Annotated in this window: 28 protein-coding genes; 20 read left to right on the plus strand and 8 right to left on the minus strand. The window is 44.3% G+C overall.

Annotation, left to right across the window (positions count from 1 at the left end):
• Positions 1-93 precede the first annotated feature (93 nt).
• From AACV20_RS00575 to AACV20_RS00595, 5 genes are read left to right on the plus strand one after another with little or no spacing between them, the layout of a single operon-like run.
• The gene (locus AACV20_RS00575) at positions 94-972 is read left to right on the plus strand and encodes a DUF4123 domain-containing protein (RefSeq protein ID WP_170907771.1); all 879 of its coding nucleotides are present in this window, start codon (positions 94-96) and stop codon (positions 970-972) included.
• Positions 973-974: 2 nt separating this feature from the next.
• Entirely contained in the window at positions 975-2,906 is a 1,932-nt protein-coding gene (locus tag AACV20_RS00580; protein WP_170907772.1) for a lipase family protein, read from the plus strand.
• The gene (locus AACV20_RS00585) at positions 2,903-3,625 is read left to right on the plus strand and encodes a hypothetical protein (RefSeq protein ID WP_170907773.1); all 723 of its coding nucleotides are present in this window, start codon (positions 2,903-2,905) and stop codon (positions 3,623-3,625) included. Before AACV20_RS00580 ends, AACV20_RS00585 begins: the two co-directional genes overlap by 4 nt.
• A complete protein-coding gene (locus tag AACV20_RS00590) occupies positions 3,625-4,338 on the plus strand; it encodes a hypothetical protein (RefSeq protein ID WP_170907774.1) in 714 nt (237 codons plus the stop codon). Before AACV20_RS00585 ends, AACV20_RS00590 begins: the two co-directional genes overlap by 1 nt.
• Positions 4,338-5,072 (plus strand): hypothetical protein, encoded by a 735-nt coding sequence (locus AACV20_RS00595; RefSeq protein WP_170907775.1) that lies wholly within the window; start codon positions 4,338-4,340, stop codon positions 5,070-5,072. The genes AACV20_RS00590 and AACV20_RS00595 overlap by 1 nt, the downstream gene beginning before the upstream one ends.
• Here the strand turns inward: AACV20_RS00595 and AACV20_RS00600 are convergent, their stop codons facing one another.
• Complete coding sequence (locus tag AACV20_RS00600) at positions 5,073-5,417, minus strand: helix-turn-helix domain-containing protein (protein ID WP_026027796.1); 345 nt, start codon at positions 5,415-5,417, stop codon at positions 5,073-5,075.
• A gap of 674 nt (positions 5,418-6,091) precedes the next feature.
• Here AACV20_RS00600 and srlA (AACV20_RS00605) point away from each other — a divergent pair.
• From srlA (AACV20_RS00605) to secF, 13 genes are all read left to right on the plus strand, one after another.
• Positions 6,092-6,640: a PTS glucitol/sorbitol transporter subunit IIC gene (gene srlA, locus AACV20_RS00605; RefSeq protein ID WP_038148604.1), complete on the plus strand. Its 549-nt coding sequence runs from the start codon at positions 6,092-6,094 to the stop codon at positions 6,638-6,640.
• 13 nt (positions 6,641-6,653) lie between these two features.
• The gene (gene srlE, locus AACV20_RS00610) at positions 6,654-7,646 is read left to right on the plus strand and encodes a PTS glucitol/sorbitol transporter subunit IIB (RefSeq protein WP_170907776.1); all 993 of its coding nucleotides are present in this window, start codon (positions 6,654-6,656) and stop codon (positions 7,644-7,646) included.
• Positions 7,647-7,656: 10 nt separating this feature from the next.
• Positions 7,657-8,019 carry a PTS glucitol/sorbitol transporter subunit IIA gene (locus AACV20_RS00615; protein ID WP_094151745.1) on the plus strand — a complete coding sequence of 121 codons (363 nt, stop codon included), beginning with the start codon at positions 7,657-7,659 and terminating at the stop codon, positions 8,017-8,019.
• Positions 8,020-8,077: 58 nt separating this feature from the next.
• Positions 8,078-8,857, plus strand: a complete 780-nt coding sequence (gene srlD, locus AACV20_RS00620; protein WP_013868508.1) for a sorbitol-6-phosphate dehydrogenase — start codon at positions 8,078-8,080, stop codon at positions 8,855-8,857.
• A gap of 95 nt (positions 8,858-8,952) precedes the next feature.
• Complete coding sequence (locus AACV20_RS00625; RefSeq protein ID WP_170907777.1) at positions 8,953-9,309, plus strand: transcriptional regulator GutM; 357 nt, start codon at positions 8,953-8,955, stop codon at positions 9,307-9,309.
• Positions 9,310-9,391: 82 nt separating this feature from the next.
• A complete protein-coding gene (gene srlR, locus AACV20_RS00630) occupies positions 9,392-10,168 on the plus strand; it encodes a glucitol operon DNA-binding transcriptional repressor SrlR (RefSeq protein ID WP_013868510.1) in 777 nt (258 codons plus the stop codon).
• 192 nt (positions 10,169-10,360) lie between these two features.
• Complete coding sequence (gene srlA, locus AACV20_RS00635) at positions 10,361-10,924, plus strand: PTS glucitol/sorbitol transporter subunit IIC (protein ID WP_017045367.1); 564 nt, start codon at positions 10,361-10,363, stop codon at positions 10,922-10,924.
• Positions 10,921-11,892 (plus strand): PTS glucitol/sorbitol transporter subunit IIB, encoded by a 972-nt coding sequence (gene srlE / locus AACV20_RS00640; protein ID WP_129533190.1) that lies wholly within the window; start codon positions 10,921-10,923, stop codon positions 11,890-11,892. Before srlA (AACV20_RS00635) ends, srlE (AACV20_RS00640) begins: the two co-directional genes overlap by 4 nt.
• A gap of 6 nt (positions 11,893-11,898) precedes the next feature.
• Complete coding sequence (locus tag AACV20_RS00645) at positions 11,899-12,255, plus strand: PTS glucitol/sorbitol transporter subunit IIA (RefSeq protein ID WP_013868513.1); 357 nt, start codon at positions 11,899-11,901, stop codon at positions 12,253-12,255.
• Between the two features lie 343 nt (positions 12,256-12,598).
• Entirely contained in the window at positions 12,599-13,276 is a 678-nt protein-coding gene (locus AACV20_RS00650; protein ID WP_249929773.1) for an SH3 domain-containing protein, read from the plus strand.
• A gap of 92 nt (positions 13,277-13,368) precedes the next feature.
• Complete coding sequence (locus AACV20_RS00655) at positions 13,369-13,872, plus strand: hypothetical protein (RefSeq protein WP_047691255.1); 504 nt, start codon at positions 13,369-13,371, stop codon at positions 13,870-13,872.
• Positions 13,873-13,969: 97 nt separating this feature from the next.
• Positions 13,970-15,808, plus strand: coding sequence for a protein translocase subunit SecD (secD, locus tag AACV20_RS00660; RefSeq protein ID WP_017045370.1), 1,839 nt, complete (start codon positions 13,970-13,972; stop codon positions 15,806-15,808).
• A 2-nt stretch (positions 15,809-15,810) separates the two neighbouring features.
• On the plus strand, positions 15,811-16,713 hold the full coding sequence (gene secF / locus AACV20_RS00665; RefSeq protein ID WP_170907779.1) for a protein translocase subunit SecF: 903 nt from the start codon (positions 15,811-15,813) through the stop codon (positions 16,711-16,713).
• 101 nt (positions 16,714-16,814) lie between these two features.
• On the opposite strand, the gene AACV20_RS00670 is transcribed toward secF, so the two are convergent.
• The 6 genes from AACV20_RS00670 to napF form a co-directional block, all read right to left on the minus strand.
• Positions 16,815-16,949 carry a TIGR02808 family protein gene (locus AACV20_RS00670; protein ID WP_013868527.1) on the minus strand — a complete coding sequence of 45 codons (135 nt, stop codon included), beginning with the start codon at positions 16,947-16,949 and terminating at the stop codon, positions 16,815-16,817.
• Positions 16,950-16,961: 12 nt separating this feature from the next.
• Positions 16,962-17,540, minus strand: coding sequence for a NapC/NirT family cytochrome c (locus AACV20_RS00675; RefSeq protein ID WP_013868528.1), 579 nt, complete (start codon positions 17,538-17,540; stop codon positions 16,962-16,964).
• 32 nt (positions 17,541-17,572) lie between these two features.
• Positions 17,573-18,028 (minus strand): nitrate reductase cytochrome c-type subunit, encoded by a 456-nt coding sequence (locus AACV20_RS00680; RefSeq protein WP_013868529.1) that lies wholly within the window; start codon positions 18,026-18,028, stop codon positions 17,573-17,575.
• A 73-nt stretch (positions 18,029-18,101) separates the two neighbouring features.
• A complete protein-coding gene (napA, locus tag AACV20_RS00685; RefSeq protein ID WP_170907780.1) occupies positions 18,102-20,591 on the minus strand; it encodes a periplasmic nitrate reductase subunit alpha in 2,490 nt (829 codons plus the stop codon).
• Positions 20,588-20,893, minus strand: coding sequence for a chaperone NapD (locus AACV20_RS00690; RefSeq protein WP_013868531.1), 306 nt, complete (start codon positions 20,891-20,893; stop codon positions 20,588-20,590). The genes napA and AACV20_RS00690 overlap by 4 nt, the downstream gene beginning before the upstream one ends.
• A gap of 2 nt (positions 20,894-20,895) precedes the next feature.
• Positions 20,896-21,390: a ferredoxin-type protein NapF gene (gene napF, locus AACV20_RS00695; RefSeq protein ID WP_017045373.1), complete on the minus strand. Its 495-nt coding sequence runs from the start codon at positions 21,388-21,390 to the stop codon at positions 20,896-20,898.
• Positions 21,391-21,605: 215 nt separating this feature from the next.
• On the opposite strand from napF, the gene narQ reads away from it, so the two are divergent.
• The gene (narQ, locus tag AACV20_RS00700; protein WP_170907781.1) at positions 21,606-23,330 is read left to right on the plus strand and encodes a nitrate/nitrite two-component system sensor histidine kinase NarQ; all 1,725 of its coding nucleotides are present in this window, start codon (positions 21,606-21,608) and stop codon (positions 23,328-23,330) included.
• The gene (locus AACV20_RS00705) at positions 23,317-23,949 is read left to right on the plus strand and encodes a response regulator (RefSeq protein WP_170907782.1); all 633 of its coding nucleotides are present in this window, start codon (positions 23,317-23,319) and stop codon (positions 23,947-23,949) included. The genes narQ and AACV20_RS00705 overlap by 14 nt, the downstream gene beginning before the upstream one ends.
• A 66-nt stretch (positions 23,950-24,015) precedes the next feature.
• Here the strand turns inward: AACV20_RS00705 and dcuC are convergent, their stop codons facing one another.
• Positions 24,016-25,383, minus strand: a complete 1,368-nt coding sequence (gene dcuC / locus AACV20_RS00710) for an anaerobic C4-dicarboxylate transporter DcuC (protein WP_017050042.1) — start codon at positions 25,381-25,383, stop codon at positions 24,016-24,018.
• Positions 25,384-25,538: the final 155 nt, after the last annotated feature.

Here is a 25,538-nt window from a genome sequence, read left to right on the forward strand (position 1 = left end):
AAAAAAGGACCAAACCATGCCAGCCGCTCTTCGAACCATTTCTTACCAAGCGTTATTAAACGCAGAGCAAGCCCATATGCCAGCCGTAAGATTATGCTCTACGCAGGGGAAACCGTCATGATCCTCTCTTGGTTTCAACAGCAGCAAAATCATCGCTATTGGTTAGTTGATCGCAAGCTTCACAAGCAGGCCTTACAGCAAAATGGGGGCTTTGGATTTGAAGAAGCCGTGCCTCTGTTTTATGGTGCAATGTTTACTGAGGTGATGCCATTCTCTCCATGGTTAATCCCTGTTTCTGAATCGATATTGTCGCTCCCTGAAGCGTTACTTGAACAGGGTATTGGGCTGTCCAGCCATGCCGTGGGTGATGAAGTTTTGCAGCATCTTCGCAGTTTATTAATTGCCGGATTGGAGGGCGAGGAAGTGATGTTTCGCTTTTACGATAGGTCGGTCATTATTGCTATGTTAGCGCGAATGGACCAATCAGAAGTGAACCAGTTTTTGGGTAATATCAATCAATTGGCTGCATTAGATAATGGAGACCAAGGCCACGATCGTGATCAAGGCCACGATCGTGATCAAGGCCACTTAGTCACGTTTGACAACACCTCGCACGCGCCATTTAATGCTCAACAAGGCTCTTGGTGGGTAATAAAAGCGCATCATCTTGATAAACAAGAGAACTTACCTTTGTTAAAAGCTAACCTTGAATCTTGGTTATGGCAGCATTTCCCCAAGGCAATGGACCAGCATCTTACGCAAGGGCGTGATATCGCTTCCATGCTCACACCGTTTCTCTCTGCTGCTGAGCAAACCTTAACGTATCGTGTGATGAGCGCGGCCATCGCGGCGATTATGGGCAACGAATACTTGGCTCAGCCTAGCATGATAGAACTGATCAAAGACAATCAAAATGAAGAGATTAAATACGCTCTGCATGCCTTAAGTCGCCAATTACAACATGAGGGATAATCATGGATTCATTTAACCATTGCGTGCAGTGCAACCCCGAGAAAAACTGGTTGGAACTGGAGTTCATGAGTGAAAACGATGAACCGATTGATGGCCTTGCCGTCACTATTACGAACAAAATTACCTCCAACACACACACGCAAACCACCAGCGCCGGTAAAGTATTATTTGCAAATATTGCCGCAGGTGAATGGCGCGCTTCCGTCAGCCAAGCCTCTTTGTTAAGCGAAGTCGAAAAGTACGTCAGCCGTAAAGAAGGGCAAGAGTCGCCAGTGAAAACCCGCGCATCGGCAGAGTTTGATGCTGCTGAGCAAAACCCGAAACGGTATCACAGCACCACCATAGGTGATTTTTGGGATGAAGCCCCTCAAGATGAGTTTTTGCAAGAGCATCATAAAGGGATAGATACCAATGCCTCTGCGGAAAAAGCAGGGTTCAGCCTTAGCCACAACCAAAGTTACGTTTTCGAAATCAAAGCACTGCGCAGTTATATGCCAGTGATTATTGATACCGATGAATTTAGTTTGGTGAATAGTTATACCTTTGCGTTGTTATCGAAATTGGCTTATGCGACTAACGATTTTAATAGGGATGATGGCAAGACAACAGATAATCAGGGTGCGATTAGTACGGTAATTTCTCAGTTAAAGCGCAAAGAAAGACCTGCTTATTCTGGGGATTTACAGGCGAAATGGCTACTAGAAGAGATACCATACAGCAGAGCTTTAAGTGCTCAATATTATGCCGAGGATGATGTTGGGAGTGAAGGTTACATCATCTTTAACGATGAATTGGCGATTATAGGTGTGAGAGGTACAGAGCCTTATTTCCAGAGTAAGAAACCACCTGTTAATAATACTAAATTTAAAATTATAAAAGCGGCTTCAGGTATGGCGGCTGTGATTGCGGATAAGGTAGAAAGTGCTACCGATTCACCAGGAATGAAAGACCTTATTATAACGGACCTTGATGCTGCTCAAATCGCCCCCGAAGAGTTTGGTGGAACGTATGTCCATCGAGGGTTTTATCAATATTCGATGGCGTTGTGGAAAAATACACTACTAGCTGATCATATTTTAAAAAATCACTCTACTAAACGATTTTATCTCTGTGGCCATAGTTTAGGTGGTGCTGGTGCATTGTTACTAAGTGCACTGATTAAAGATCGTTATCATCCTTCAGTATTGCGTTTATATACATATGGAATGCCACGTACGGGAACGCGCAGTTTTGTTATTCGCTACCAAGATATTCAGCATTGCCGCCACGTTAATAACCATGATCTAGTACCACAGATACCGATGATTTGGACGAATACTGATTTGACTGAGGGATTCAATAGATGGGATGTATTTAGTAGCGGTATAACGTTGATTAAGAAAATGCTCACCGATAACGACGATGATAATTATCTCCACCATGGTCATTTATCGCAGTTATTAACTTATAATGATTCTGGCCAGATTTTATTGACGCCAAGGCAAACACAAATCACTATGCTAGATCTGGCAAAATTAGCCAGCAATGATTCTGTTACTTTGGTAAATAGCTTGTCCGATGCTTCAATTGCAGAACATGGAATGGAATATTATATCCCTAATTTGTGGCAACAAATGTATTCTTTAAGTAATGAAAGTTTAATGGTGCATTACCAACAAGCAATATCAGCTCTCGATCAAGAAATTGCTACTTTACAGGGAAATTATCTCACCGTTAAACAAACTTGGGCTGAATCTTTAGGAAATGCTACACCAGCGTTGAGCATCGGACGTTTGATGAATGAGATGAATTCTATAAATAAACTAATAGAGAATCGCAATAAAATAAGAGGAGAGCTCAAGCAGATAGTCTCTGACCCTGAGCGTTTACCTTTAGCAAAACTATTAATAGCGCAGAAAACATTACCTGATGAAATTAAGGAACAGCTGCAATGAAGTTATTGAATAACCTCACAATGAAAAAGCGAATATCAATTGTTGTATTATTTATCGCATTGTTTTTTCTTGGGTCTGGTTATTACCAGACTTCTCAACCGAATATTTGGGGTGATGAACCTGATGAGTCCTATATTACTATATCAGGCAAAAAGCCTATAGATGCTTATTTAGAAGTTTGGACTCATTTTTGGGTGACAGGAGATGAGTGTGAGGCCTATTCCTACGATTTATTTGGTCAAAAATCCCATAAAGGAGGAAAGATAAGCCAGAAAATTACGCATGATTTTGCTAAAGATGATTCAAATTATGAATTTAGGATCCCTTTTAAAACGTATAAAAATTCACAAAATTGTATAGTGGAATTAAGAGATTTTTCTATTCAGGCTTATAACTCATTTGGCAGTGCTGGCTTTGCTCAGTTACGAGTTTCACAGGCAGGAAAAGAATATTATAATCGAGCAATTGAGCCTGATTTATCAATTGTCGCAAAGGATTGTGGCGCATATTACTCTGAAAAGTTCAATCAATGGACAAATGGTTTTGGCTGTTATTACTACATTGATGGTAAGAGAAAAAGTCAAGATCAAGAATTCAACGCCTACAGCGCTTATTATGATTTCTCGAAATTCAATAACGACATCGTGATTCATTACGATATTTTAGCCGGTGATAATTACCGTTCTGAACCGTTAGATAAAGAGAAAGGGCCGCAATAGTGATATTTATCGCTAATGCCAACAGGAAAAAACAAATATCAATTGTTGTATTATTCATTGTATTAGTTTTTCTTGGATTCGATTATTACCAAAGCATTCAACCGAATATTTGGGGCGATGAACCTGATGAACCCTATATTACGATCACAGGTAAAAAACCAACCGATGCTCACATAGTTGCATGGGCTGCATTTTGGGTAACGGGCGATGAATGTAAAACCTATTCCTATGATATGTTTGGCCGTAAAGCTCATCAGGGAGGGAAAATTGACAAAAAATATACCTATAATTTTTCAGACGATCCAAACGGTTATGAATTACGTTTACCTTTTAAATCTGTAGCAGATAATAATGATTGCAATATTGAATTGAGAGATTTTCAGGTAAATGTCTTAAATAACTTTGATGGAATCGCAGGATTTAGAGCTTATCCTCAGGGCGAGCTGCCTTATGAAAAGGCTATTTCTACATCGATGATAATAGAAGCACGAGATTGTAATGCTGAATTCCACCAAGGGAAAAACGATATGTGGGATGGATGGTTTAACTGTGAGTATTTTGTTGGTAATAAATCCAGACTAAAAGATGTTAGACCTTATGAGTTCTATTACGATTTTTCTCAGTTTTCTGATGATACGATAATAAAATTTAATGTTTTAGCCGGCGAGAATTACCGCTCTGAACCGTTAGATAAAGAGCAAGGGCCGAAATAGTGAAATTTATCGCTAATAGCAATAGGAAAAAGCGAATATCAATTATTGTACTATTCATCGCATTGTTTTTTCTTGGGTATAATTATTACCAGACTTCTCAACCGAATATTTTGGGTGATGAACCTGATGAGTCCTATATTACTATATCAGGCAAAAAGCCTATAGATGCTTATTTAGAAGTTTGGACTCATTTTTGGGTGACAGGAGATGAGTGTGAGGCCTATTCCTACGATTTATTTGGTCAAAAATCCCATAAAGGAGGAAAGATAAGCCAAAAAATTACGCATAATTTTGCTAAAGATGATTCACGTTATGAATTTAGGATCCCTTACCAAACGTATAAAAATGAACAAAATTGTATAGTGGAATTAAGAGACTTTTCCATTCAAGCATACAACAAATTTGATACTGTTGGTTTTGCCAAGTTACGAGTTTCACCAGCAGGCAATGAATATTATAATAGATCAATTGAGCTTGGTTCTTCTATTGAAGCAAAAAACTGTAGAGCAAGATATTACGAAGACTTAGATGAATGGTCTACAGGCTTGGCTTGCAGTTTTTATACTAATGGGAAAATGAAAGATAAAAAAGATTTAGTTGAATTTAACGCTTACACCGCCTACTACGATTTCTCGAAATTCAATAACGACACCGTGATTCATTACGATATTTTAGCCGGTGAGAATTACCGCTCTGAGCCGTTAGTGCAAGAGCAAGCCGCTGTAGCGCAATAATTAGGCATAATGAATGTATTCAATGATCACCTGATTACCTTCTATAGAAACATGCTGGATATCACCATCAACACTTATTCGGTTTTTTAAACAGATCGCTTTTACCTCGCTGGTGGCGGTCTGTTTCAAACTCGGTAGTACCCTGTGCGGCTCAATATGTAGATGACGACAGAATTGACTGATAAACGTCATCGATAAAGAGCTATCCCCTCGTAAAAGATGTGAGAACTCAAGTTGAGTAAGGTTAAGTCGCTTAGCCATCTCCATCTGAGTCAAATGCATTTTAGCCTTTTGTGACATCCATACATTGTATAAGGCTTGGCGATCCTCTTCGCTAAACACCATAGTCCATCCTCTTTTTGTTATCACCTTTATTGGTGTTGTGCAGAGTGACAAAAACGAGTTGAGGTAGTGGCAATGAGAGGTTAAGGCCAGTTTAAATTTTTAATCAATTTCCCTACCAAAACTCTTTCCTGCTCTCGGGTTCTTCCTGTTTGATATCGAGCCACCGTATCAAAAAATGTAAAGCGTGATTCTGTAGCGCTTACAGCCTACTTTATGGGTTTTCATACTGAAATCATTTTTGTGACATTCTCGTTGTTTTCTTTTGGTTTGAAAATTAGTATGTGGCTTTGATTAAACTGCTTTAAGGATTGTCTGTAGTTATTTTAATCATGATACTGATGGATCGTGGCTTCTTTACGGTCAGACAATACCTGTCGAATGCGGCCTAATAAAAACTTATTTTATTTAATATATATTAAATACATGCAGTTATGTTTTATTTGGGTTTGAGGTTATTGATTTTTAGCGTTTAAAGTAGATCAGGAATGGGTAATGCCTCTTAGTTGTTAATTCGTTTTCATCCCTTGTTATTTCGTTGTTGTTGGTTTCATTGTGAAAATTGTTTTGTGATCTTTATCATTTAAATGAAAGTTGAGGCTTTTAATTTGAAATGTAAAGTGGAAGTATAAATACGTACTTTGACACTAAGCCAATAACAACAATGAGGTTTGATTATGGAATGGATAATTCACGGAGCGGAATGGTTTATCGGACTATTTCAAAAAGGAGGAGAGGTGTTTACGGGGATGGTAACCGGTATTCTACCTTTACTAATTGCACTGCTGGTGGCGATGAATGCGCTTATCCGGTTGGTGGGTCAAGAACGAGTGGAGAAACTGGCACAGAGTAGTGCAGGCAATCCGATCTCTCGCTATTTGATATTGCCAGTTATCGGCACCTTCATTTTCTGTAACCCGATGACATTGAGTCTCGGTCGTTTTTTACCTGAACGTTATAAACCTTCCTATTACGCGGCGGCTTCATATAGCTGTCACTCGATGAATGGTTTATTTCCGCACATTAACCCTGGTGAGTTGTTTGTCTATCTAGGTATCGCTAGTGGCCTGACAACGCTCGGTCTGCCGCTTGGACCTCTTGCGGTTAGCTATTTGTTGGTTGGTATGGTGACGAATTTCTTCCGTGGGTGGGTCACTGACTTCACTACAACTATGGTTGAACGTCAACAGGGTGTTCAGTTAGAGCGTCAGGTTCACGTAGGTTAATGGGGCAATAAAAATGACGAAAGTATTACGTATACAGAAAGGTAGTGGCGGTTGGGGTGGCCCATTGGAGTTGCCGATCGAAGCCGATAAAAAGGTGTTTTACATTACGGGTGGTACTCGCCCTGCGATTGTCGACCGTATTGTTGAGCTTACCGGTTATGAAGCGGTTGATGGTTTCAAAACTAGTGTGTCCGATGAAGAAATTGGTGTTGCGGTCATCGACTGTGGTGGAACATTGCGCTGCGGTTTGTATCCAAAAAAACGGATACCGACAGTTAATATTCACGCTACGGGTAAAAGCGGACCATTGGCTGAATTCATCACTGAAGATATTTATGTATCGGGTGTGCGTGAGCGTGACATTCAGCTAGTAGGCAGCGAGGGGGGATCAATGCAACCACCACTAAGAGATGAACTCTCGAACGAGAATTTGGCGACAAACAAATACGATACGAGTAAAAAACTAACTCAGCAAAGTGACAGCTTGTTGGCTCGGATCGGCATTGGGATGGGTTCGGTGATGGCGACCTTCTACCAAGCTGGGCGTGAAGCCATTGACACCATTTTGAAAACGATTTTGCCTTTTATGGCATTCGTCTCCATGCTGATTGGGGTGATCATTGCCTCTGGTTTGGGCGATGTGATCGCGCATGTATTGACGCCTTTGGCGCAAAATCCACTAGGGTTAGTAACGCTTGCGTTGATCTGCTCGTTCCCGTTGCTTTCTCCATTCCTTGGCCCCGGTGCGGTTATCGCTCAAGTTATTGGTGTATTAGTCGGCACCCAAATTGGTCTTGGCAATATACCACCACATCTCGCGTTGCCCGCTTTATTTGCCATCAATGCTCAAGCGGCTTGTGATTTCATCCCGGTTGGGTTGGGTATGGCAGAAGCTAAGCCGAGAACCGTTGAAATAGGTGTTCCTTCGGTACTGTATTCACGCTTCCTTACTGGCGCACCTACCGTTCTACTGGCTTGGTTTGTGTCTCTATTTATCTATCAATAGGAGGTGAGCAATGTCGCCACTATATCAAGTCAAGATCGAGAGCATTGGTGAGTTTGCCAATAGTGCGTTGGAAGACGATATGATGATCATCTTCAGTAATATTGCCCCAAAAGATGCGGCAGAGTATTGCTTCATCCACACGCATGACGCACTCAAGGGGAATATCAAACCCGGTGGTGTGATGCAATTGGGAAGGTATCAGTATCCGATTACAGCGGTTGGTGAGGTGGTCAATCAAAACCTTGCAGAACTTGGGCACATTACCATACGGTTTGATGCCTTAGTTGAAGCTGAATATCCGGGTTGTCTTCATGTCAATGGTGAACGACCTCAGCAAGTGCGCTGCGGTGATGAAATTGTCTTTTTAAATTAATAGTCAGTATGGGTGCTCTATGCCTACGATGGGGCACCCTCTAAGTAAGGTGTAAGTTATGAGTAAAGTTGCGTTAGTGGTTGGTGGTGGTCAGACTCTAGGTGAATTTCTGTGCTTAGGTTTGGCTAATGAAGGTTATCGAGTTGCGGTCGCCGATTTAAATGGTTGCAGTGCTGAAAAGGTGGCTAATAGAATTAATCAAGAATACGGCCAGGCTACAGCACTGGGTGTGGAGGTAGATGCCACCAAAGAGCAAAGTGTAGTGAATATGGTTAGGCAAATAGATGAATTTTTTGGACGGATTGATCTGCTGGTTTACAGCGCTGGCGTAGCTCAGGCTGGCAAGATTGACGGTTTTCCACTGACTGCTTGGCAGCTATCGATTGACGTAAACCTAACGGGGTATTTCCTCTGTGCACGAGAAGTATCAAAAGTAATGATTCGTGAACAACGTGGTGGGCGCATTATTCAGATCAACTCAAAGTCGGGTAAAGTGGGTTCAAAGCATAACAGTGGTTACTCAGCGGCCAAATTTGGTGGGGTTGGCCTGACTCAGTCACTTGCGTTAGATTTAGCGGAACACAAAATCACGGTGCATTCTTTGATGTTGGGTAACTTGTTGAAAAGCCCTATGTTCCAATCACTGCTACCTCAGTATGCGAAAAAATTGGGTGTACCGGAATCAGAGGTTGAACAGATTTATATCGATAAAGTGCCACTTAAGGCAGGATGTGAATATCAGGATGTTCTCAATGTACTGAAGTTTTACGCCAGCGATGAAGCCGCCTATTGTACTGGTCAATCGATCAATATCACGGGTGGTCAGGTAATGTTCTAATCCATCCCCCATGGATTAAGCCCTATGCTCCTAGAATAAGGGCAGCTTATATTGGGCAGGCGTTATGCTTGCCCCTTTTTGACAAGAGGTATGAGATGGACTCAACAACGGTACTTATTTATTTTGCTGCAGGAGCTTGGATGATACAGATCGTCTTAGGTTATTTGCAGATTCGATCTTTTAATCGGATGCTTCAATCTATGACTCATAAAGGGAAAGTCAAGATAGGCCGCACCCAAAGCCGATGGAAACCGCGTACCGTACTGGTGTTGGTTGAAGATGAAGATCAGCATGTTGTAGATGCCCAAGTGATGAAGGGTATTTCTGTATTTGCTAGACCAAAGACACTAGATCAACTCATTGGTCAATCACTACCTATCCCTGAATCACTCATATTTAAACTGGATTCTAATGTTCAAGAAGCGTTAAACGTCGCAATTTCTAGGCAGTAATGAAAGAATGTTCCCCCTTTTTCTTTTAAGTTGAAAGGGAACTGTTATAAACTGCTATCAGTTTAATAATGAAGTTGATGCTATGAATTTAGATAACAGAAGAGCGCAGTTGCTGGATTATCTGCGTGTTAATGGGAAAACGTCAGTGAACGATCTGGCGGATACCTTTGAAACATCCGGAGCTACAATACGCAGTGATTTACGTTCGTTAGAGGAAGAAGGGCTTGTTATTCGCCGTTACGGAGCAGCTGAAGCTTGTATCGCTAATAGCGTCATTTTGGAAGACCGTTCGATGGATGAAAAGCAGACGGTGAACCTTGAACGTAAATGCTTAATCGCTAAAGCCGCTTCACAACTGGTCAAGGATGGGGATTCGATCATTCTGGACTGTGGCAGTACCACACTGCAGATGGTGCCGCATTTTGAACAGGTGATGTCACTGACATTGATGACGAACAGTATTCACATCGTAAACGCAGTAGCGAATTTGGATGCGGAACATACTGTATTGGTTCCGGGCGGAACGTATCGCCGAAAATCAGCGTCTTTCCATGGCACGCTGGCTGAGCAAGCATTTAAACAGTTTTCTTTCGATAAACTCTTTATTGGTGCTGATGGTTTTGACCTTGCGCAGGGAACAACAACCTACAACGAAGCGTATCAAGTCAGCCAGGCGATGTGCCAAGCAGCCAATCAGATCATTGTCGTGACCGATTCAAGTAAGTTTGGCCGTCGTAGCCCTAACGTGGTGGTTCCGCTAGATAAAATCGATATAGTTGTCACAGATAACCTTATCGCAGCAGAGGATCGGACGTATTTGGAAGAGAAAGGTATCCAAGTGATCACCGTTGGCTCCTAAGTCACTCCATAAACCCCATTTATGAAAGGAGGCTAGTTGGCTTTCTTTTTATTTTGTCGCCGATTTCAATTTTTTACTTTTAAAATAAAAGTTATCGGTGATTGAATTCACGCTTTTCTCTTTTGCCTCTTTTTCAATATATCAATAACGGAAACACTCCAACTATCCCCACATAATTTAAGAGCCGAAGGTATGGATTGGATAATCGAGGGAGCGGAATGGTTTATTGGTCTGTTTGAGAAAGGCGGTGAAGTGTTTAGCGAAATGGTGGCACAAGTACTCCCAGTGCTGATCTGTTTATTAGTTGCCATGAATGCGTTGATCCGTTTTATTGGCCAACAGCGTATAGAAGTGTTAGCTCAGAAAAGTGCGTCTAATCCTATATCTCGCTATTTGCTCTTGCCGACAGTAGGAACCTTTGTTTTTTGTAATCCCATGGTGCTCAGCCTAGGGCGTTTCTTACCTGAAAAGTACAAACCTTCTTATTATGCCTCTGCCTCCTACAGTTGCCACACCATGAATGGTATGTTCCCTCATGTAAATCCTAGTGAATTGTTTATTTATCTAGGCATTGCCGCTGGGATCACTCAACAGGGCTTATCGCTCGGTCCTCTCGCTATTTCCTATTTGCTGGTTGGCTTAGTGACCAACTTTTTACGCGGTTGGGTAACCGATATGACGACTATGTTTGTGGCTAGACAACAAGGTGTAGTATTCAGCGATAAAGTCGATCTTAACGTGGTTGAGGAAAAATGATGACGGTATTGAAAGTAAACCGAGGGCAGGGTGGATGGGGTGGCCCGCTATTCATTCCGGTTGAGGTTGACAAGAAGATCATCTACATCACAGCAGGGACTCGTCCCCATTTTATTGATGAGATAGTGGCGTTGACGGGAATGCAAGCGGTTAACGGCTTTGAACATTTTGTTCCCGATGAACGAGTCGCTTGTGTAGTGATTGACTGTGGTGGCACATTGCGTTGTGGGCTTTATCCCAAAAAAGGTATTCCGACATTAAATATCCATGCTACAGGTCAAAGTGGCCCTTTGGCACAATATATTCAGGAAGATATTTATGCATCTGGCATACGCAGTGGTTGTTTTTCCTTGGTAGATGATCACAAAACCACGTTTTGTGAGCCAATCCTATCTCAGCCCCAATCCATTGACACGACGAAGAAGCTTAGCCAACAAACAGATAGCTTACTGGCTAAAGTGGGGATCGGTATGGGCTCGGTGATGGCGACCTTTAATCAGGCTGGGCGTGAAACCATTGATACCGTACTTAAAACCATTCTGCCTTTTATGGCGTTTGTTTCAATGTTGATTGGGGTTATTCTCGCGTCTGGGTTAGGTGATTTAATTGCTCATACTTTGGAGCCATTAGCAGGGAACCCGATCGGTTTACTGACGATTGCCTTGATCTGTTCATTTCCGTTTCTGTCACCCTTTCTTGGACCAGGTGCGGTGATTGCGCAAGTGATCGGTGTACTTATCGGGACTCAGATCGGTATGGGAAATATCCCACCGCACTTAGCATTACCCGCTTTGTTTGCCATAAATGCTCAAGCTGCTTGTGATTTCATCCCTGTAGGGCTTGGCCTTGCAGACGCTAAGCCCGAAACGGTACAGGTCGGTGTGCCTTCGGTACTTTACTCTCGTTTTCTTACAGGTGCGCCAACGGTGCTGATTGCTTGGCTTATCTCATTCTTCATTTATCAGTGAGGGCATATGCTTCAGTATCAAACGACGATTTTGTCCGCTGGCGATTATGCTAAAGACTCACTGCATGATGATATGGTGATTTTATTCGGCCCGAGCGCCCCTGATGCGGTGAAGGAATATTGCTTCATACACTCTGGATCTTCGTTGTATGGATTGATTGACCACAACACCACTTTATTAATTGGGGATCTCGGTTTTGTTGTGACGGCAGTCGGCAGTGTGGCGAACCAAAATCTTGCGGAGCTTGGGCATGTAACACTTAAATTTGACGGTCAGCGAATCCCAGAATTGCCGGGTACCATCCATTTACTCGGTCCTAAATTAGAAGTGCTTCAACATGGTGATGTGCTGATGTTTGGTTAAAATGGTGGAATGTGGCTTGATTGTGATTAGGCATATCTAGAAAAAAGGCTCCTGTTTTAAAAGGAGCCAAATAGCTGGTAAGCGCTGTCGTATCGGTACGATTCATGAGCTTGATAATGATATGGTTCATGATGATAGTGGGAGCTTCACCCAATAAAAGGGACTGATTTTGCATAAGATTGACGCATAGCATCAAGTTCAGGATTAGGCTGTCGTTAGTATCGCTATTGGTTCGAATAGTGAGTAAAAATGACATTCGGAGATTTCAACTATAATTAACGAACAATTAAAGCGTGCCGCGCCGAACAAGGTTGCGCACAACAAGAAAGGAATGAGCAGCAAGATGAAAAAAATGCTGATGTTTCTATTATTGCTGCTTGGGCTGGCGGGCGCAGGCGCTGGCTATTACTTTCTTTATTATCTTCCTGAGCAAGAAGCACTGCAGGCCGATTCGTCGAGTTCGAACGATGAAGAGCAAGTGCCAACCACTGAGGCGGCTCCTAAAACGGCCTTGCCACCAAAACCGCTCGTTAATGATTTATATGTCGATTTAGCAAAGCTCGGGGTGAGAGAAAAGCCCGATGCACAAGCGTTTATTGAGCGGGTTCTATACCGTGGTGATAAGGTGAAAATCTTGGAGCGCAAAGCAGGTTTTGGCCGCATTACCGATTATTTTGTCTATGAGGAAAACGGGCCGGAAGTCGCGGAGTGGATACCTTTGGATGGTTTAGTGGAGCAAGCCCCGCTGATCACGGCAGAGGAGCGCCGTAAAACGGTCACGCAGTACATTGCGAATTCGGATGATTTTAAACTCTATGAAACGGCTTTTGTGCAGAAAACCGATGAGTTGCTGAAAAATGAAACCTGCGTACCAGAAGATTTTGAAGAGCTTGGTGGCTGGGTAAAGTCGCTCAAATATCAAGAACGTGAGGTTTATTTTGTGTATTGTGGTGGCCGTAAGTTAGCCAACAAAATTTACTTTGATATACAAAGCAAAGAAATATTTTACGCTTCTCATTAGCTAAAGTGATAAGAGCATTTAGATCTTTTTACTTGAGGCTTATGGTTGTCAGGAATATGATGCCTGCTTGAGTTGAGAGGAATGATTTTTTCATGCATTGGCACTTTATTAAATATGTCTGGTTTACGCTTCTTGCGGTGGTTCTGCCTTCGCAAGCGTTCGGCTATTTAATTGAGAGTGAAACGCACAGCCACGCTGAACGTAAAGTTATCCTACAACATGGTGAAAAAACCTCGCTCACGGCGATTGTTTATCAGCAAACATTGCCTCAAGCTATTGCTATTCAACAACCTATCTCTGATCAACAAGATAAACAAACGGCTCCACCCGTATCAAAATCGCTTCACTCAGACACTTCTGCTGCAATCGTCACCGCGTCTCGTTGGGGGGTAACTTCCCGAGTCGTTGAATACGATGGCCCCACTTTTGTCGATAACACACCCAATTACGACGTCACCGTCGCTCCCTTTAGGCTTTATCTTTTTCCTGTCGCTGAGTTGGCGGCATGGCAAGCTCGCCCCTATAGTTCTAACCACAGAATTTCTGGTTGGAAAGAAACGAATGCCATGTATGTGGCGTTAAATAGCCAGTACTGATCCCTCTTACTTTATATCAAGTGACAAAGTCATTCGCTTGTTCATTTAACTTGTTTATTTAAAGTAATAACAACTCAGCTTTGCTGAGAGGATTGGTATGAAAAAAACACAAAATAAAAAGGCGTCAGCACGTCTTATTAATCACTATTCTGCGTGGAAGTATATCGTATTGGCCGCCACTTTGGTTGTGCTTGCCTTGAGCGCTATACCCACCTGGTACGGCGAACAGCCGTCTATTCAACTGCAAGTCTCCTCTAAAAATGAGACGCTTAATTCGGTCGTGGAATTAACTCATCTACTCGAAAAAAACGATATTGCGGTACAAAACATACAGCAGCAAGGTGGGAAAACGACCTTAGTCTTTGCTGATGAAGTCCAGCAAACGCACGCCAGAGAATTACTCGATGGCATGATTGAAAAAGAAGACAGTATTACGTTCTCTTACGTTTCGGTTGCACCAACATGGTTGACAAATTTAGGTTTTAACCCGATTAAACTAGGATTGGACCTGCGTGGTGGTGTGCAATTTTTGCTGAACGTTGACGTGGATAAAGCGTTCCAAGAGCAGCGTGACAGCATGATCGATACCGTGAAAGATAAGCTTCGTGACGAGCGTCTTCGCAGCGTGAAAGTTAGCTCTGAAGGTATTGATGGCTTCAAAGTAATGAGCAATTCAGCGGAAGATCTCAATAAAATCAATGCATTTCTTAAAGAGACTTATTCAGGGTGGGATATCCAACGCTCTTCTGATCAACTGCTGATCAAGCCTTCAAAACAGAATCGAGTCGATTTCCAATCAACGACGCTGCAACAGAACCTCAAGATTATGCGTGATCGCATTGAAGAGCTAGGCATCACTGAAGCCATGGTTCAGCGCCAAGGTGAACACAGCATTCGTATCGAATTACCGGGCGTGCAAGACCCATCACAAGCGAAAAACGTGATTGGTGCGACGGCGAGCCTTGCTTTTTATGAGGCGAAATCACCCAGCGAAGCGTTTACGTCGCAAGACATTGTGCTAAAAGATGAAAATGGCCGCAATGTTGTACTTACTAAACGCCCTGTATTAACCGGCGATCACATTGTTAATGCGCGCGCAGGTATTGACCAAGTGGGAATGTCTGAGGTCAACATCTCACTTGACCACGCGGGTGGCAAAATCATGAGTGATTTCTCATCCAAGCATATCGGTAAGCCGATGGCGACCGTGTACCGTGAATACACCACCAATGCTCGTGGCGAAACAGAGCGTAGCGAAAAAGTGATCAGTGTTGCGACCATTCAATCGCAGCTGGGTAGCCAATTTAGAATCACTGGTGCAGGTTCGATGGAAGAAGCACAGCAGCTGGCTTTATTGCTGCGCGCAGGTTCATTAACCGCGCCTGTGACTATCGTAGAGGAGCGTACCATCGGCGCTTCATTGGGCGCAGAAAACATTCAAAATGGTTTTGCCGCATTAGCCTTAGGTATGGCATTAACGCTGACTTTTATGGCGCTTTGGTATCGCCGTTTAGGCTGGGTGGCGAACGCGGCGTTGCTGTTTAACATGGTGTGTCTCATTGGCCTGATTGCCTTATTGCCGGGTGCTGTGCTGACCTTACCGGGGATTGCAGGTCTGGTTTTGACGGTCGGCATGGCCGTCGATACCAACGTGCTGATTTTTGAACGTATCAAAGACAAAATTGCGGAAGGACGTAATTTCGCCCAAGCGATTGATTCTGGGTTTAGCAGCGCCTTTAGCACCATTCTTGACGCCAACGTCACCACTATGATCACCGCCGTGATTCTTTATTCGATCGGTAATGGTCCAATCCAAGGCTTTGCCCTGACCTTAGGGCTCGGCATTATGACCAGTATGTTCAGCGGTGTGTTTGCTTCGCGTGCGGTTATCAATCTCATTTGGGGACGAGATGCTCGTCGTGATGTAAGGGTATAAACATGATTGATTATTTGAAAAGCCATATTCGTCCAATTCGTTACATCACGAGCGTACTTTCTGTGACATTGATGCTGATCTCATTAGTGGCGTTTGGTGTGAAAGGCCTCAACATGGGTTTGGATTTTACTGGTGGGATGGTCACCGAAGTCACGGTCGATAAAACCCTCACCAACAAAGAGTTACTGCAAGCGTTGAAACCTACATTAGGAGATTCAACGATGCTCACCAAAGCAGGTGAAGAAGGACGTTGGGTTATCCGCTACGCGCTTCCTGAAAGCGATCAAGAGACGCCTAACATTCCAACTTTGCTCAGCGATGTCTCTGAGTATGTGACGGTGGTGAGCAACAGTATGGTCGGCTCGCAAGTGGGACAAGATCTGGTGGAGCAAGGTAGTTTAGCGTTGATGATCTGCTTACTGTGTATCTTAGGTTACTTGTGTTTCCGCTTTGAATGGCGTTTAGCGAGCGGCTCGTTGTTGGCTTTGATGCATGACGTTATTTTAGTGCTCGGTTTCTTTGCCCTGACACAAATGGAGTTCAACCTAACCGTGTTTGCGGCGGTACTGGCGGTATTGGGTTATTCATTGAACGACTCTATTATCATTGCCGACCGTATTCGTGAACTGCTCGTGGCTAAGCAAAGCACGCCAACCAAAGAGATTACCGACCAAGCTGTGATTGCGACGTTTTCACGCACTATGGTGACTTCGGGTACGACATTACTCACCGTTTCCGCATTGTGGTTAATGGGCGGGGAGCCGCTTGAAGGGTTTGCTATTGCAATGTTCATCGGTATTATTTCTGGAACTTGGTCTTCAATCTCAATCGGGACTGTGTTACCAGAGTGGTTGAAACTTGAGCCTAAACATTACTTGCCCGTAGTGGTGGATTCCGCGCCTTAGTATTTCTGCGCATGTCATTTAAAGTGAAGTAAAAAAATCCGCCTTATGTACAGGCGGATTTTCATTGGTAGTGGACTATAAATTACGGTAGGAAGTGTGATTTATAGTTCTTTATCTTTACTCAATGACAGCAACCAAAGTGAAACGGCGGCAACCACCGCAAAGCCGCCGAAGATAATAACAGGCATCGCGCTGTAACCAAGAATATGCCAAATCACCGATTCTAATGTACTCATGGGTTAATTCTCCTATTGCCAGCCTTCAACGCCTTGCATGTCTGGCAGTTTATGTGCAATACCTTTATGGCAATCGACACAGGTTTTTTCACCACTAGCAAGGGCGGTTGAATGCTGTTTGGCACTGCGTGGACCTTGCTCTGAAAAATCCATGTATTCGAACTCATGGCAGTTGCGGCACTCTAATGAGTCATTATTTTTCAATCGTGACCACTCACGCTCCGCGAGATGTGCTCGACGTGCTTGAAACTTTTCGGGTGTGCTAATGGTGCCTAATACCACATGAGCAAACAACTCTTTGGATGCTTGCACTTTGCGGATAATCTTGTCTGTCCACTCATGGGGAACATGGCAGTCAGAGCAGATAGCACGTACGCCGGAACGGTTAGAATAGTGAATCGTCTCTTGGATTTCTGCCACAATCGGTGCATGACAGCCTGAGCAGAATTCTTCTGAGTTTGTTGCTTCCATACCGGTGTTAAATGCGCCCCAAAATAGCAGACCACCTGCAAACCCCATGAACAATACGATGCCAACGGCCGCTTTACTTGGGCTTGTGAGCCTTTTCCAAAACGCTTTTAATAATTTCATAAATAGCCTCTTAAGTTATTATCTGGCTACGATTAGCGAAGTGAATCAACGGATTTGAACTCATTTTCCACCAAAGGCTTCGCAATGGCTTGCGGTACATGGCACTGTAAACAGAAATAACGGCGCGGTGAGACGTCAGCTAGCACCGCATCTTCACGGTTAACATAGTGGGTCACACTGATTTTGGTTGCGCCCATCTCTTTGGCATTTTTCCAACTGTGACAAGCAAGGCACTTATTGGCGTTTAGCGACACTTCGTAGCCACGAATGTTATGCGGGATCAAAGGTGGCTGATAGACGTATTCGCTTTCAAGCGCTTGATCTCTTGGGTACTTCTTAAAGTCGTCTGCAGGACGAGTCTCTTCAAGTTGCGTTGCGCCACGCAGCGATTCCAGCCCGCCGTTGCCGCCGGGGTTATTCAGTTCCGCCTGTACCGTTTGGCCAAATAAAGCCCCAAAAGATAAAAGGGCGATCAGTAGTTTTTTCATCTTAAATTCTCCGCCTAATGGCTCATTCTAAGATCGGCTCCCCACAGGGCAGCCGATGCATTCATTAACTGGCTTACGCTACTTTAGTGATTTTTACCGGACATTTTTTGAAGTCTGTCTGCTTCGACAGTGGGTCCGTGGCATCTAAAATCAGCTTGTTAATCAAAATGCGAGCATCAAAGAATGGGATAAAGACTAAACCATGCGGTGGACGATTTCGGCCGCGCGTTTCCACACGAACACGAACTTCGCCGCGTTTGTTGGAAATCAATACTTCATCACCACGTCGTAACCCACGCGCTTTGGCGTCATCTGGGTGGATGTAACAGAGCGCATCGGGTACGGCTTTATAAAGTTCAGGCACGCGCCGCGTCATAGTGCCGGTGTGCCAGTGTTCTAACACGCGGCCCGTACACAGCCACATATCAAATTCGGCATCAGGTGATTCCGGCGGCGCTTCATAAGGAGCGGAGATGATCCACGCTTTACCATCCGGTTTGCCGTAGAAATCCCAATCAGATCCTTTTTTCGCATAAGGGTCAGAGCCTTCTTTAAAGCGCCATAACGTTTCTTTGCCATCCACAACCGGCCAACGTAAGCCGCGAACGTTATGGTAGGTATCATAAGGAGCTAAGTCGTGGCCGTGACCGCGTCCGAAGCTGGCGTACTCTTCAAATAACCCTTTTTGTACATAGAAACCGAAGTGATGTGCGTCGTCGTTCAGTTCACGCGCTTCTTCAAGCGGGAATTGGTCAACCTGTCCGTTTCTGAACAGCACATCAAACAGGGTTTTACCGCGATATTGTGGCGCTTTGGCGAGCAATTCTTCTGGCCACACTTCTTCCATTTTGAAGCGTTTAGAGAACTCCATCACTTGCCATGAGTCTGATTTTGCTTCGCCCACAGTACCAACTTGTTGATACCAAGCTTGAGTGCGGCGTTCAGCATTGCCGTAAGCGCCTTCTTTTTCCACCCACATTGCGGTAGGGAGCACTAAGTCGGCCGCTTGCGCTGTGGCTGTTGGATACGGGTCAGACACGACGATAAAGTTTTCTGGGTTGCGATAACCCGGTAAACGTTCTTCGTTAATATTCGGGCCAGCTTGCATGTTGTTATTACACTGCACCCAGTAAGCGTTGAGTTTGCCGTCTTTGAGCATTCGGTCTTGAAGTACCGCGTGAAAGCCCGGTTTTTCAGGAATGGTGCCTTGCGGAAGCTTCCATGTTTTTTCAGCAATCGCACGATGTTTGGGGTTTGCCACCACCATGTCCGCAGGCAAGCGATGAGAAAAGGTTCCGACTTCACGTGCCGTGCCACAAGCGGATGGTTGACCTGTTAATGAAAATGGACTGTTGCCAGGTGTGGCAATTTTGCCCGTCAGTAAGTGCAAGTTGTAGACCAAGCTTTGCATCCAAACACCGCGAGTATGTTGGTTCATGCCCATAGTCCACAATGACATCACTTTGGTGTTAGGGTCAGCGTACTGTTTTGCAAGCGCGATCAGTTTATCTTCGGCAACGCCTGACATTTGCGCGGCTTTTTCAACCGTATAAGGTGCAACCGAGGCTTTATAAGCTTCAAAGTCAATCGCAGTAACATCACCGGAGTTTGCATTTTTCGCTTTAACTTGCAATGGGTGCTCGTCACGCAGACCGTAACCAATATCTGTTGTCGCTTGTTTGAAATGAGTGTGTTTATTGACGAAATCCCAGTTCACCGCATTGTTTTGAATGATGTAGTTGGCGATGAAGTTGGCGATGGCAAGGTCACTTTGTGGGTGGAAAATGTAACCGTGGTCGGCCAGCTCAAACGAACGATGATAATAAGTCGAAAGGACATTTACTTTAACGTGTGGGTGACTTAAACGACGATCGGTAATACGAGTCCAAAGAACCGGGTGCATTTCAGCCATGTTTGAACCCCAAAGCACAAAGGCATCAGCGTGTTCAAAATCATCATAGCAGCCCATCGGTTCATCAATACCAAAGGTGCGCATAAATCCAACAACGGCTGAAGCCATGCAGTGACGAGCATTCGGATCAATGTTATTAGAGCGAAAGCCCGCTTTCATTAGTTTAACGGCGGCGTAACCTTCCATCACGGTCCATTGGCCCGAACCGAACATGCCAACACTGGTTGGCCCTTTCGCTTTTAGAGCTTGTTTCCACTTTTCAGCCATCACATCGAAAGCCTGATCCCACGACACTGGCGTGAATTCTCCATCTTTATGATATTGGCCATCTTTCATGCGCAGCAGTGGCTGTGTTAAGCGATCTTTGCCATACATGATTTTTGAAAGGAAGTAGCCTTTAATACAGTTCAGCCCTTTGTTAACGGGCGCTTCAGGATCACCTTGTGTGGCAACCACTTTGCCGTTTTGGGTACCGATTAATACTGAACAGCCCGTACCGCAGAAACGACAAGGTGCTTTATCCCAAGTGATTTTTGTTTGGTCTGAGCTGGCAATCAAGTTTGTTGCGCTGGCGGGTAGAGTAATACCGGCGACAGCGGCTGCGGATGCGGCTGCGTTTGCTTTCACAAACGCGCGTCTTGTCATTTTCATACGTCATCCTCAATGTGGGAATGTTGTGTTCCAGTGTTGGTATCCGTGTCATCCAGCCCACTTTCTATTTGGTGATAAACCAAAGCGGTGCTGAGAACATGTGGTAAATTATTAATCGCATCGATGGTGTCAGTAACGAAGCCTTGATTTTCCGTTTCCAAAACGACGATCATTTTCCCTTCGTTGCTTTGGCCATACACTTCGGCGTTCTCAAACGATTCGATTGTCGCTTTGAGCGCTGCTAAATGTTCAGGTACGACGTGAACGATCAAACTTGAAATATGTACTTCATTGAGTGACATGTTTATCTCTCATTATTATTAATATTGCTCACACGGATGGCTGAGGTTGGACAGATGGAAACGCACGCGCCACATCCGTTACAGGCATCAATATCGACATTCGGTTGCGCCACTTTTCCGATCACTAAATTGAACGTTATAGCGCTGACTTCACATGACTCAGCGCAGCTACGACACTCCACATTGCGTTTAGCCAAGCAGCTTTCTTCGAGCTTTGCTTTAGCCAGCCACGGTTGTGTTGAGCGCGGTGCGAAAATTGGCTCTGGGCAGCTTTGCGCGCACTGATAACAAAAGGTGCACTCATCAATATGAAAATCTATGGTTGGGAAGCCGCCATCACCTAAGGTGATGATCTTTGTTTCGCACGCGTCTAGGCAGCGGCCGCAGCGAGTGCACTCATCTGAAAAGGAGAGGGGGTGAGCAATCCAAGGCAAGCGGACAATGGTGTCATCGACCTGATTACGAGAAAAAAAACGCCTTTTCGAGAGATCAACCAAAGTGCATTCCTGTATTTGTTAACAAATCTTCATTTATCCATACACAAATTGTAGTTTTTGTCCTATTTCTATAAATACCCCCAAGGAGGTAATTGGCTAGTCATGTTGTTTTAGATCAATAAATTCAAGCGCGAGTGATCACATATTGAATGGCTTTAACGACAGCGGTGCCCAATCAGATACAATAGGCAAGGAGAGGTTCACGGAGAGATGTTTTGAGAAAACGATCCAAACAGTCGGTCACCAGCACCATTGCCAAAGCCATGGTGTCGATTTTACTGTTATCGGTTGCCATCACAGGGTACGCCATTTTTACACTCGCTTCCTCACTCAATGATGCGGAAGCGGTGAACGTTGCTGGTTCAATGCGTATGCAAAGCTATCGATTGGCACATGATATTCAAAGTAACTCGGTGGATTATTCATCTCACATTTATCTTTTTGAACGTTCGCTTTATTCACCATCAATGAAAGCATTGCAGCGTTGGCCTGTGCCAAACGACATCACCAAAGATTATTATCAGTTGATCATTCGTTGGCACGAACTGAAAAGCTTGTTAAATAGCGAGAACAAAGACCGCTATCTTGATGAGGTAGCGAAATTTGTCAGCCAAATCGACCGTTTTGTCTTTAAGTTGCAGCACTTCTCAGAACAAAAGCTGATCCAACTGGCTTGGTTTGGCGGCATGGGGTTGGGTGGTGTGTTATGTATCTCATTGTTTGTGGTGCATTTTATTCGTAAGGAAGTGGTGGGGCCATTGCGTTCGCTAGTGACCGCCAGTGAGCAGATCCAAAACCGTTCATTTGATGTATCGCTCAATGTCACCAGCCATAATGAAATGGGGATCTTAACCCGCACGTTTAATAAAATGGCCACCGACCTTGGTAAGCTGTACCTCGGTTTGGAGCAAGCGGTGAATGAGAAAACCCATAAGTTGCAAAATGCCAACCAAGCACTGCAAGTGTTGTATGACTGCTCGCAAGAGTTAACCGCATCGCGCATTAGCCAAGATAATTTTCAAGCGATTTTGCAACACTTGGTCACCATTGAAGGGGTCACATTTGCCCAGTTAGAAATTGGTGATGACGCGGGTAAAAGTACGCGCTTATCCGAAGGTGAGAGCAATGGATTCTCCCTTTCTCCGCTTTTGCTGAGCTTAGATGGGATGCAACTGGGTTACTTGTATCTGCAATACAGCTTGCCTTGTCCAAATAGCGCCTTGATTGATAACTTCGTACAAATATTGTCGCGTGCCATTTATTATAATCAAGCACAGAAACAAGCCGAACAGTTGATCTTGATGGAAGAACGCGCCACCATCGCTCGGGAACTGCATGATTCGTTGGCTCAATCGCTTTCGTATCTGAAGATACAAGTATCATTACTAAAACGCGTGATTGGCCGAGCAGAGACCCCGCCCGCTGCAGAGAAAAAAGAGCAAATCATTTTAGATATTGATCAAGGTTTGTCGGGCGCTTACACCCAGTTAAGAGAGCTATTAACCACCTTTAGGCTAACGATTAAAGAAGGCAATTTTGGTCAAGCGCTCAAGGGCATGCTAGAGGAACTTGGCGAGCAAACTACGGCGGAGATAGTGCTTAATAATAATTTGTCATCGATTGATTTAGATGCGCATCAACAAGTGCATTTACTGCAATTGATCCGAGAAGCGACTATCAATGCTATCAAACACGCTCAAGCTAATGCCATTCAAGTCAACTGTGATGAATTGGACGATCAGGTGATGGTGACGGTCAAAGACGATGGGGTTGGCTTTGATCAACAGCGTGCTAGGCTCAATCACTATGGATTAAGCATTATGCAAGAAAGAGCGGCGCGGCTGCATGGCGCAGTGTCAGTAACCTCCGCACCCAATGCTGGGTGTGAAGTTATATTGAAATATAAACGTTCAAAGGATACAAATTTTGACGAGATGTAGAGTAATGCTGGTAGATGACCATCCTTTGATGAGACGTGGTATCAACCAGCTATTGGGTTTTGAAGATGACTTTGAAGTGGTTGCTGAAGCTTGTAACGGCAGTGAAGCCATTGCTTTGGCGCATGACATCGAGCCGGATCTCATTCTGCTTGATTTGAATATGAAAGGCATGTCAGGGCTCGATACGTTAACAGCGCTTCGTGCGGATGAATCAACCGCTACCATCGTTATTTTAACCGTATCAGACAGTGCGCTCGATATTGAAGCTATGGTGAAAGCGGGGGCTGATGGCTACCTTCTTAAAGATACAGAACCAGATGAGCTGGTGGAACTGCTTAGACAGGCCGCGACGGGTGTAAAAGCGTACAGCGAGTTTGTTACTCAGTACCTCGCCGAACGTCATACGCATGAAGATCTTTTTGAGGCATTAACCGACCGTGAAACTCAGATTTTAAAAGAGGTCGCGAAAGGGTATCGGAATAAGCAAATTGCGGATCGTCTGTTCATTTCTGAGTCGACAGTAAAAGTGCACATGAAGAGTTTACTGAAGAAGCTACGCGTCCCATCGCGCACGGCAGCAACGATTTTATACTTGGAGCGTTATAGCGAGAGTAAATAACACCTATTTGGAAATAGCGGTTTGAAAAAAGGGCGTCCTGTTGGACGCCCTGATTGTTCGTTAACGTTATGCTGTCATCGGTACAAGGATTACTGTACCAATAATGACAGTGATTAAACCGAGGATGACAGGAACGGAAGTGCGTTTTACCACTTCAAATGGACTGATATGGCCCATACCAGCTGTTGCTACTACGACGCCTGATACTGGCGAAATGGTACGCCCAAGGTTTGAAGCTTGCAGCATCGGGATAATGAGAAAGGCTGGGTTCACGCCCAATTTAGCCGCCAACGATGGCGCTAACTCAACAAAGGCGTAGAACGGAGCGTTGCCTGAACCCGTCGCAATAGCGGCTGCTACGGTAAGGCCTGTCAAAATCAGCATCAAGGCTATGCCGCCTGCGCCTGCGGTTTCTGCAAGATGAAGCAGGTTATCAATCGCCCCAATCGACATCAAACCTTGTGCGAACACGCCCGCAGCAACCAATAACATCACCACGCCTTTGAATGCTTCGGCCATGCCTGCGTAGCATGATTCTAGATCTTCTAACGTCTCTTTACCTTTAAAACGCTTCGTCACGAAGTCAACCAATGCACCGATGAAGATGGATCCGACCACAATGGTGTAAATATCAAGGCTCAAACCTTGAATGGTTTCTCCGTTGAATAAGAACACACCCACAATAGGTAAGAATGGAAGAGCCGCATAGTAAGCCGGTGCTTTCACTTCGATGGCGGAAACATCGATTTTTTCCATCGGTGTGTTGTCTTTCTTATCGAGATATTTGTTCCAGAAGAAGGCCGCGATCGCCATGACGATAATGGCGCAGATCGAAACAGGAAGAACCGTTTCCACGGCAAAAACGTGTAAAGGTAGGCCTGATTTTTCCGCCGCAATAACCACATCACCGGATGTCGGGGAAAGGATGATCGCAGCAGGAGATGCACATACTGCAACTGCGGCCGGGCGAGAGATCCCCATCGCTACCATCATCGGAAATAAAGTGGCCATTAACAGCACGCCAAGACCCGTTGCTGAGCTCACTGCTAAAGACATCAAACATGCCACAATGTAAGCAGCAACCAGCAAGATATAAGGGGATGTAATAACCGAAAGAGGTTTAGAAAACTGTTTTACAACCACATTGTTGGCGCCGATGTGTGTCATGTACGAAGCAAAACCACACAGCAACATAATTTGCATGCCTAAACCGCCACCACTGTAACGCAACATGTATTTCACGAATTCGAGTGCATCCGTTACTGTGTTACCGGTTGAGGGTACTTTGGCTGGCAGCACTGAATAGCCAAGTGCGCCAGTTAATAGCAGTAAAACGATACCTGCGGTGAGTAACACACCGGCTGGCTTGTAACCTTTAACAATGAAATAACCCACCGCTACTGTTACCACCAAGCCAATTAAAAGCTCTAGCATTTAAGTCTCCTGAAATTATGAACAATATTGCAAAAACGTGTATCAATTTATGACAAGGAATTTACCGAAAAGAATGCTGTAGCACGAGAGCAAGTTGAGCTTTAGATGATCTAAAACAATAAAATTATCAATTGATAACCTAGTTGAAAATTCTT

This window comes from Vibrio sp. B4-6 (assembly GCF_963888245.1).
GTDB lineage: Bacteria > Pseudomonadota > Gammaproteobacteria > Enterobacterales > Vibrionaceae > Vibrio > Vibrio anguillarum.

Excerpts from the sequence above, each read along its gene's own strand:
- AACV20_RS00575 (WP_170907771.1), top strand. The coding sequence starts at position 94 with ATGCTCTACGCAGGGGAAACCGTCATGATCCTCTCTTGGTTTCAACAG.
- AACV20_RS00580 (WP_170907772.1), top strand. The coding sequence starts at position 975 with ATGGATTCATTTAACCATTGCGTGCAGTGCAACCCCGAGAAAAACTGG.
- AACV20_RS00585 (WP_170907773.1), top strand. The coding sequence starts at position 2,903 with ATGAAGTTATTGAATAACCTCACAATGAAAAAGCGAATATCAATTGTT.
- AACV20_RS00600 (WP_026027796.1), bottom strand. The coding sequence starts at position 5,417 with ATGGTGTTTAGCGAAGAGGATCGCCAAGCCTTATACAATGTATGGATG.
- srlA (WP_038148604.1), top strand. The coding sequence starts at position 6,092 with ATGGAATGGATAATTCACGGAGCGGAATGGTTTATCGGACTATTTCAA.
- srlE (WP_170907776.1), top strand. The coding sequence starts at position 6,654 with ATGACGAAAGTATTACGTATACAGAAAGGTAGTGGCGGTTGGGGTGGC.
- AACV20_RS00615 (WP_094151745.1), top strand. The coding sequence starts at position 7,657 with ATGTCGCCACTATATCAAGTCAAGATCGAGAGCATTGGTGAGTTTGCC.
- srlD (WP_013868508.1), top strand. The coding sequence starts at position 8,078 with ATGAGTAAAGTTGCGTTAGTGGTTGGTGGTGGTCAGACTCTAGGTGAA.
- AACV20_RS00625 (WP_170907777.1), top strand. The coding sequence starts at position 8,953 with ATGGACTCAACAACGGTACTTATTTATTTTGCTGCAGGAGCTTGGATG.
- srlR (WP_013868510.1), top strand. The coding sequence starts at position 9,392 with ATGAATTTAGATAACAGAAGAGCGCAGTTGCTGGATTATCTGCGTGTT.
- srlA (WP_017045367.1), top strand. The coding sequence starts at position 10,361 with ATGGATTGGATAATCGAGGGAGCGGAATGGTTTATTGGTCTGTTTGAG.
- srlE (WP_129533190.1), top strand. The coding sequence starts at position 10,921 with ATGATGACGGTATTGAAAGTAAACCGAGGGCAGGGTGGATGGGGTGGC.
- AACV20_RS00645 (WP_013868513.1), top strand. The coding sequence starts at position 11,899 with ATGCTTCAGTATCAAACGACGATTTTGTCCGCTGGCGATTATGCTAAA.
- AACV20_RS00650 (WP_249929773.1), top strand. The coding sequence starts at position 12,599 with ATGAAAAAAATGCTGATGTTTCTATTATTGCTGCTTGGGCTGGCGGGC.
- AACV20_RS00655 (WP_047691255.1), top strand. The coding sequence starts at position 13,369 with ATGCATTGGCACTTTATTAAATATGTCTGGTTTACGCTTCTTGCGGTG.
- secD (WP_017045370.1), top strand. The coding sequence starts at position 13,970 with ATGAAAAAAACACAAAATAAAAAGGCGTCAGCACGTCTTATTAATCAC.
- secF (WP_170907779.1), top strand. The coding sequence starts at position 15,811 with ATGATTGATTATTTGAAAAGCCATATTCGTCCAATTCGTTACATCACG.
- AACV20_RS00670 (WP_013868527.1), bottom strand. The coding sequence starts at position 16,949 with ATGAGTACATTAGAATCGGTGATTTGGCATATTCTTGGTTACAGCGCG.
- AACV20_RS00675 (WP_013868528.1), bottom strand. The coding sequence starts at position 17,540 with ATGAAATTATTAAAAGCGTTTTGGAAAAGGCTCACAAGCCCAAGTAAA.
- AACV20_RS00680 (WP_013868529.1), bottom strand. The coding sequence starts at position 18,028 with ATGAAAAAACTACTGATCGCCCTTTTATCTTTTGGGGCTTTATTTGGC.
- napA (WP_170907780.1), bottom strand. The coding sequence starts at position 20,591 with ATGAAAATGACAAGACGCGCGTTTGTGAAAGCAAACGCAGCCGCATCC.
- AACV20_RS00690 (WP_013868531.1), bottom strand. The coding sequence starts at position 20,893 with ATGTCACTCAATGAAGTACATATTTCAAGTTTGATCGTTCACGTCGTA.
- dcuC (WP_017050042.1), bottom strand. The coding sequence starts at position 25,383 with ATGCTAGAGCTTTTAATTGGCTTGGTGGTAACAGTAGCGGTGGGTTAT.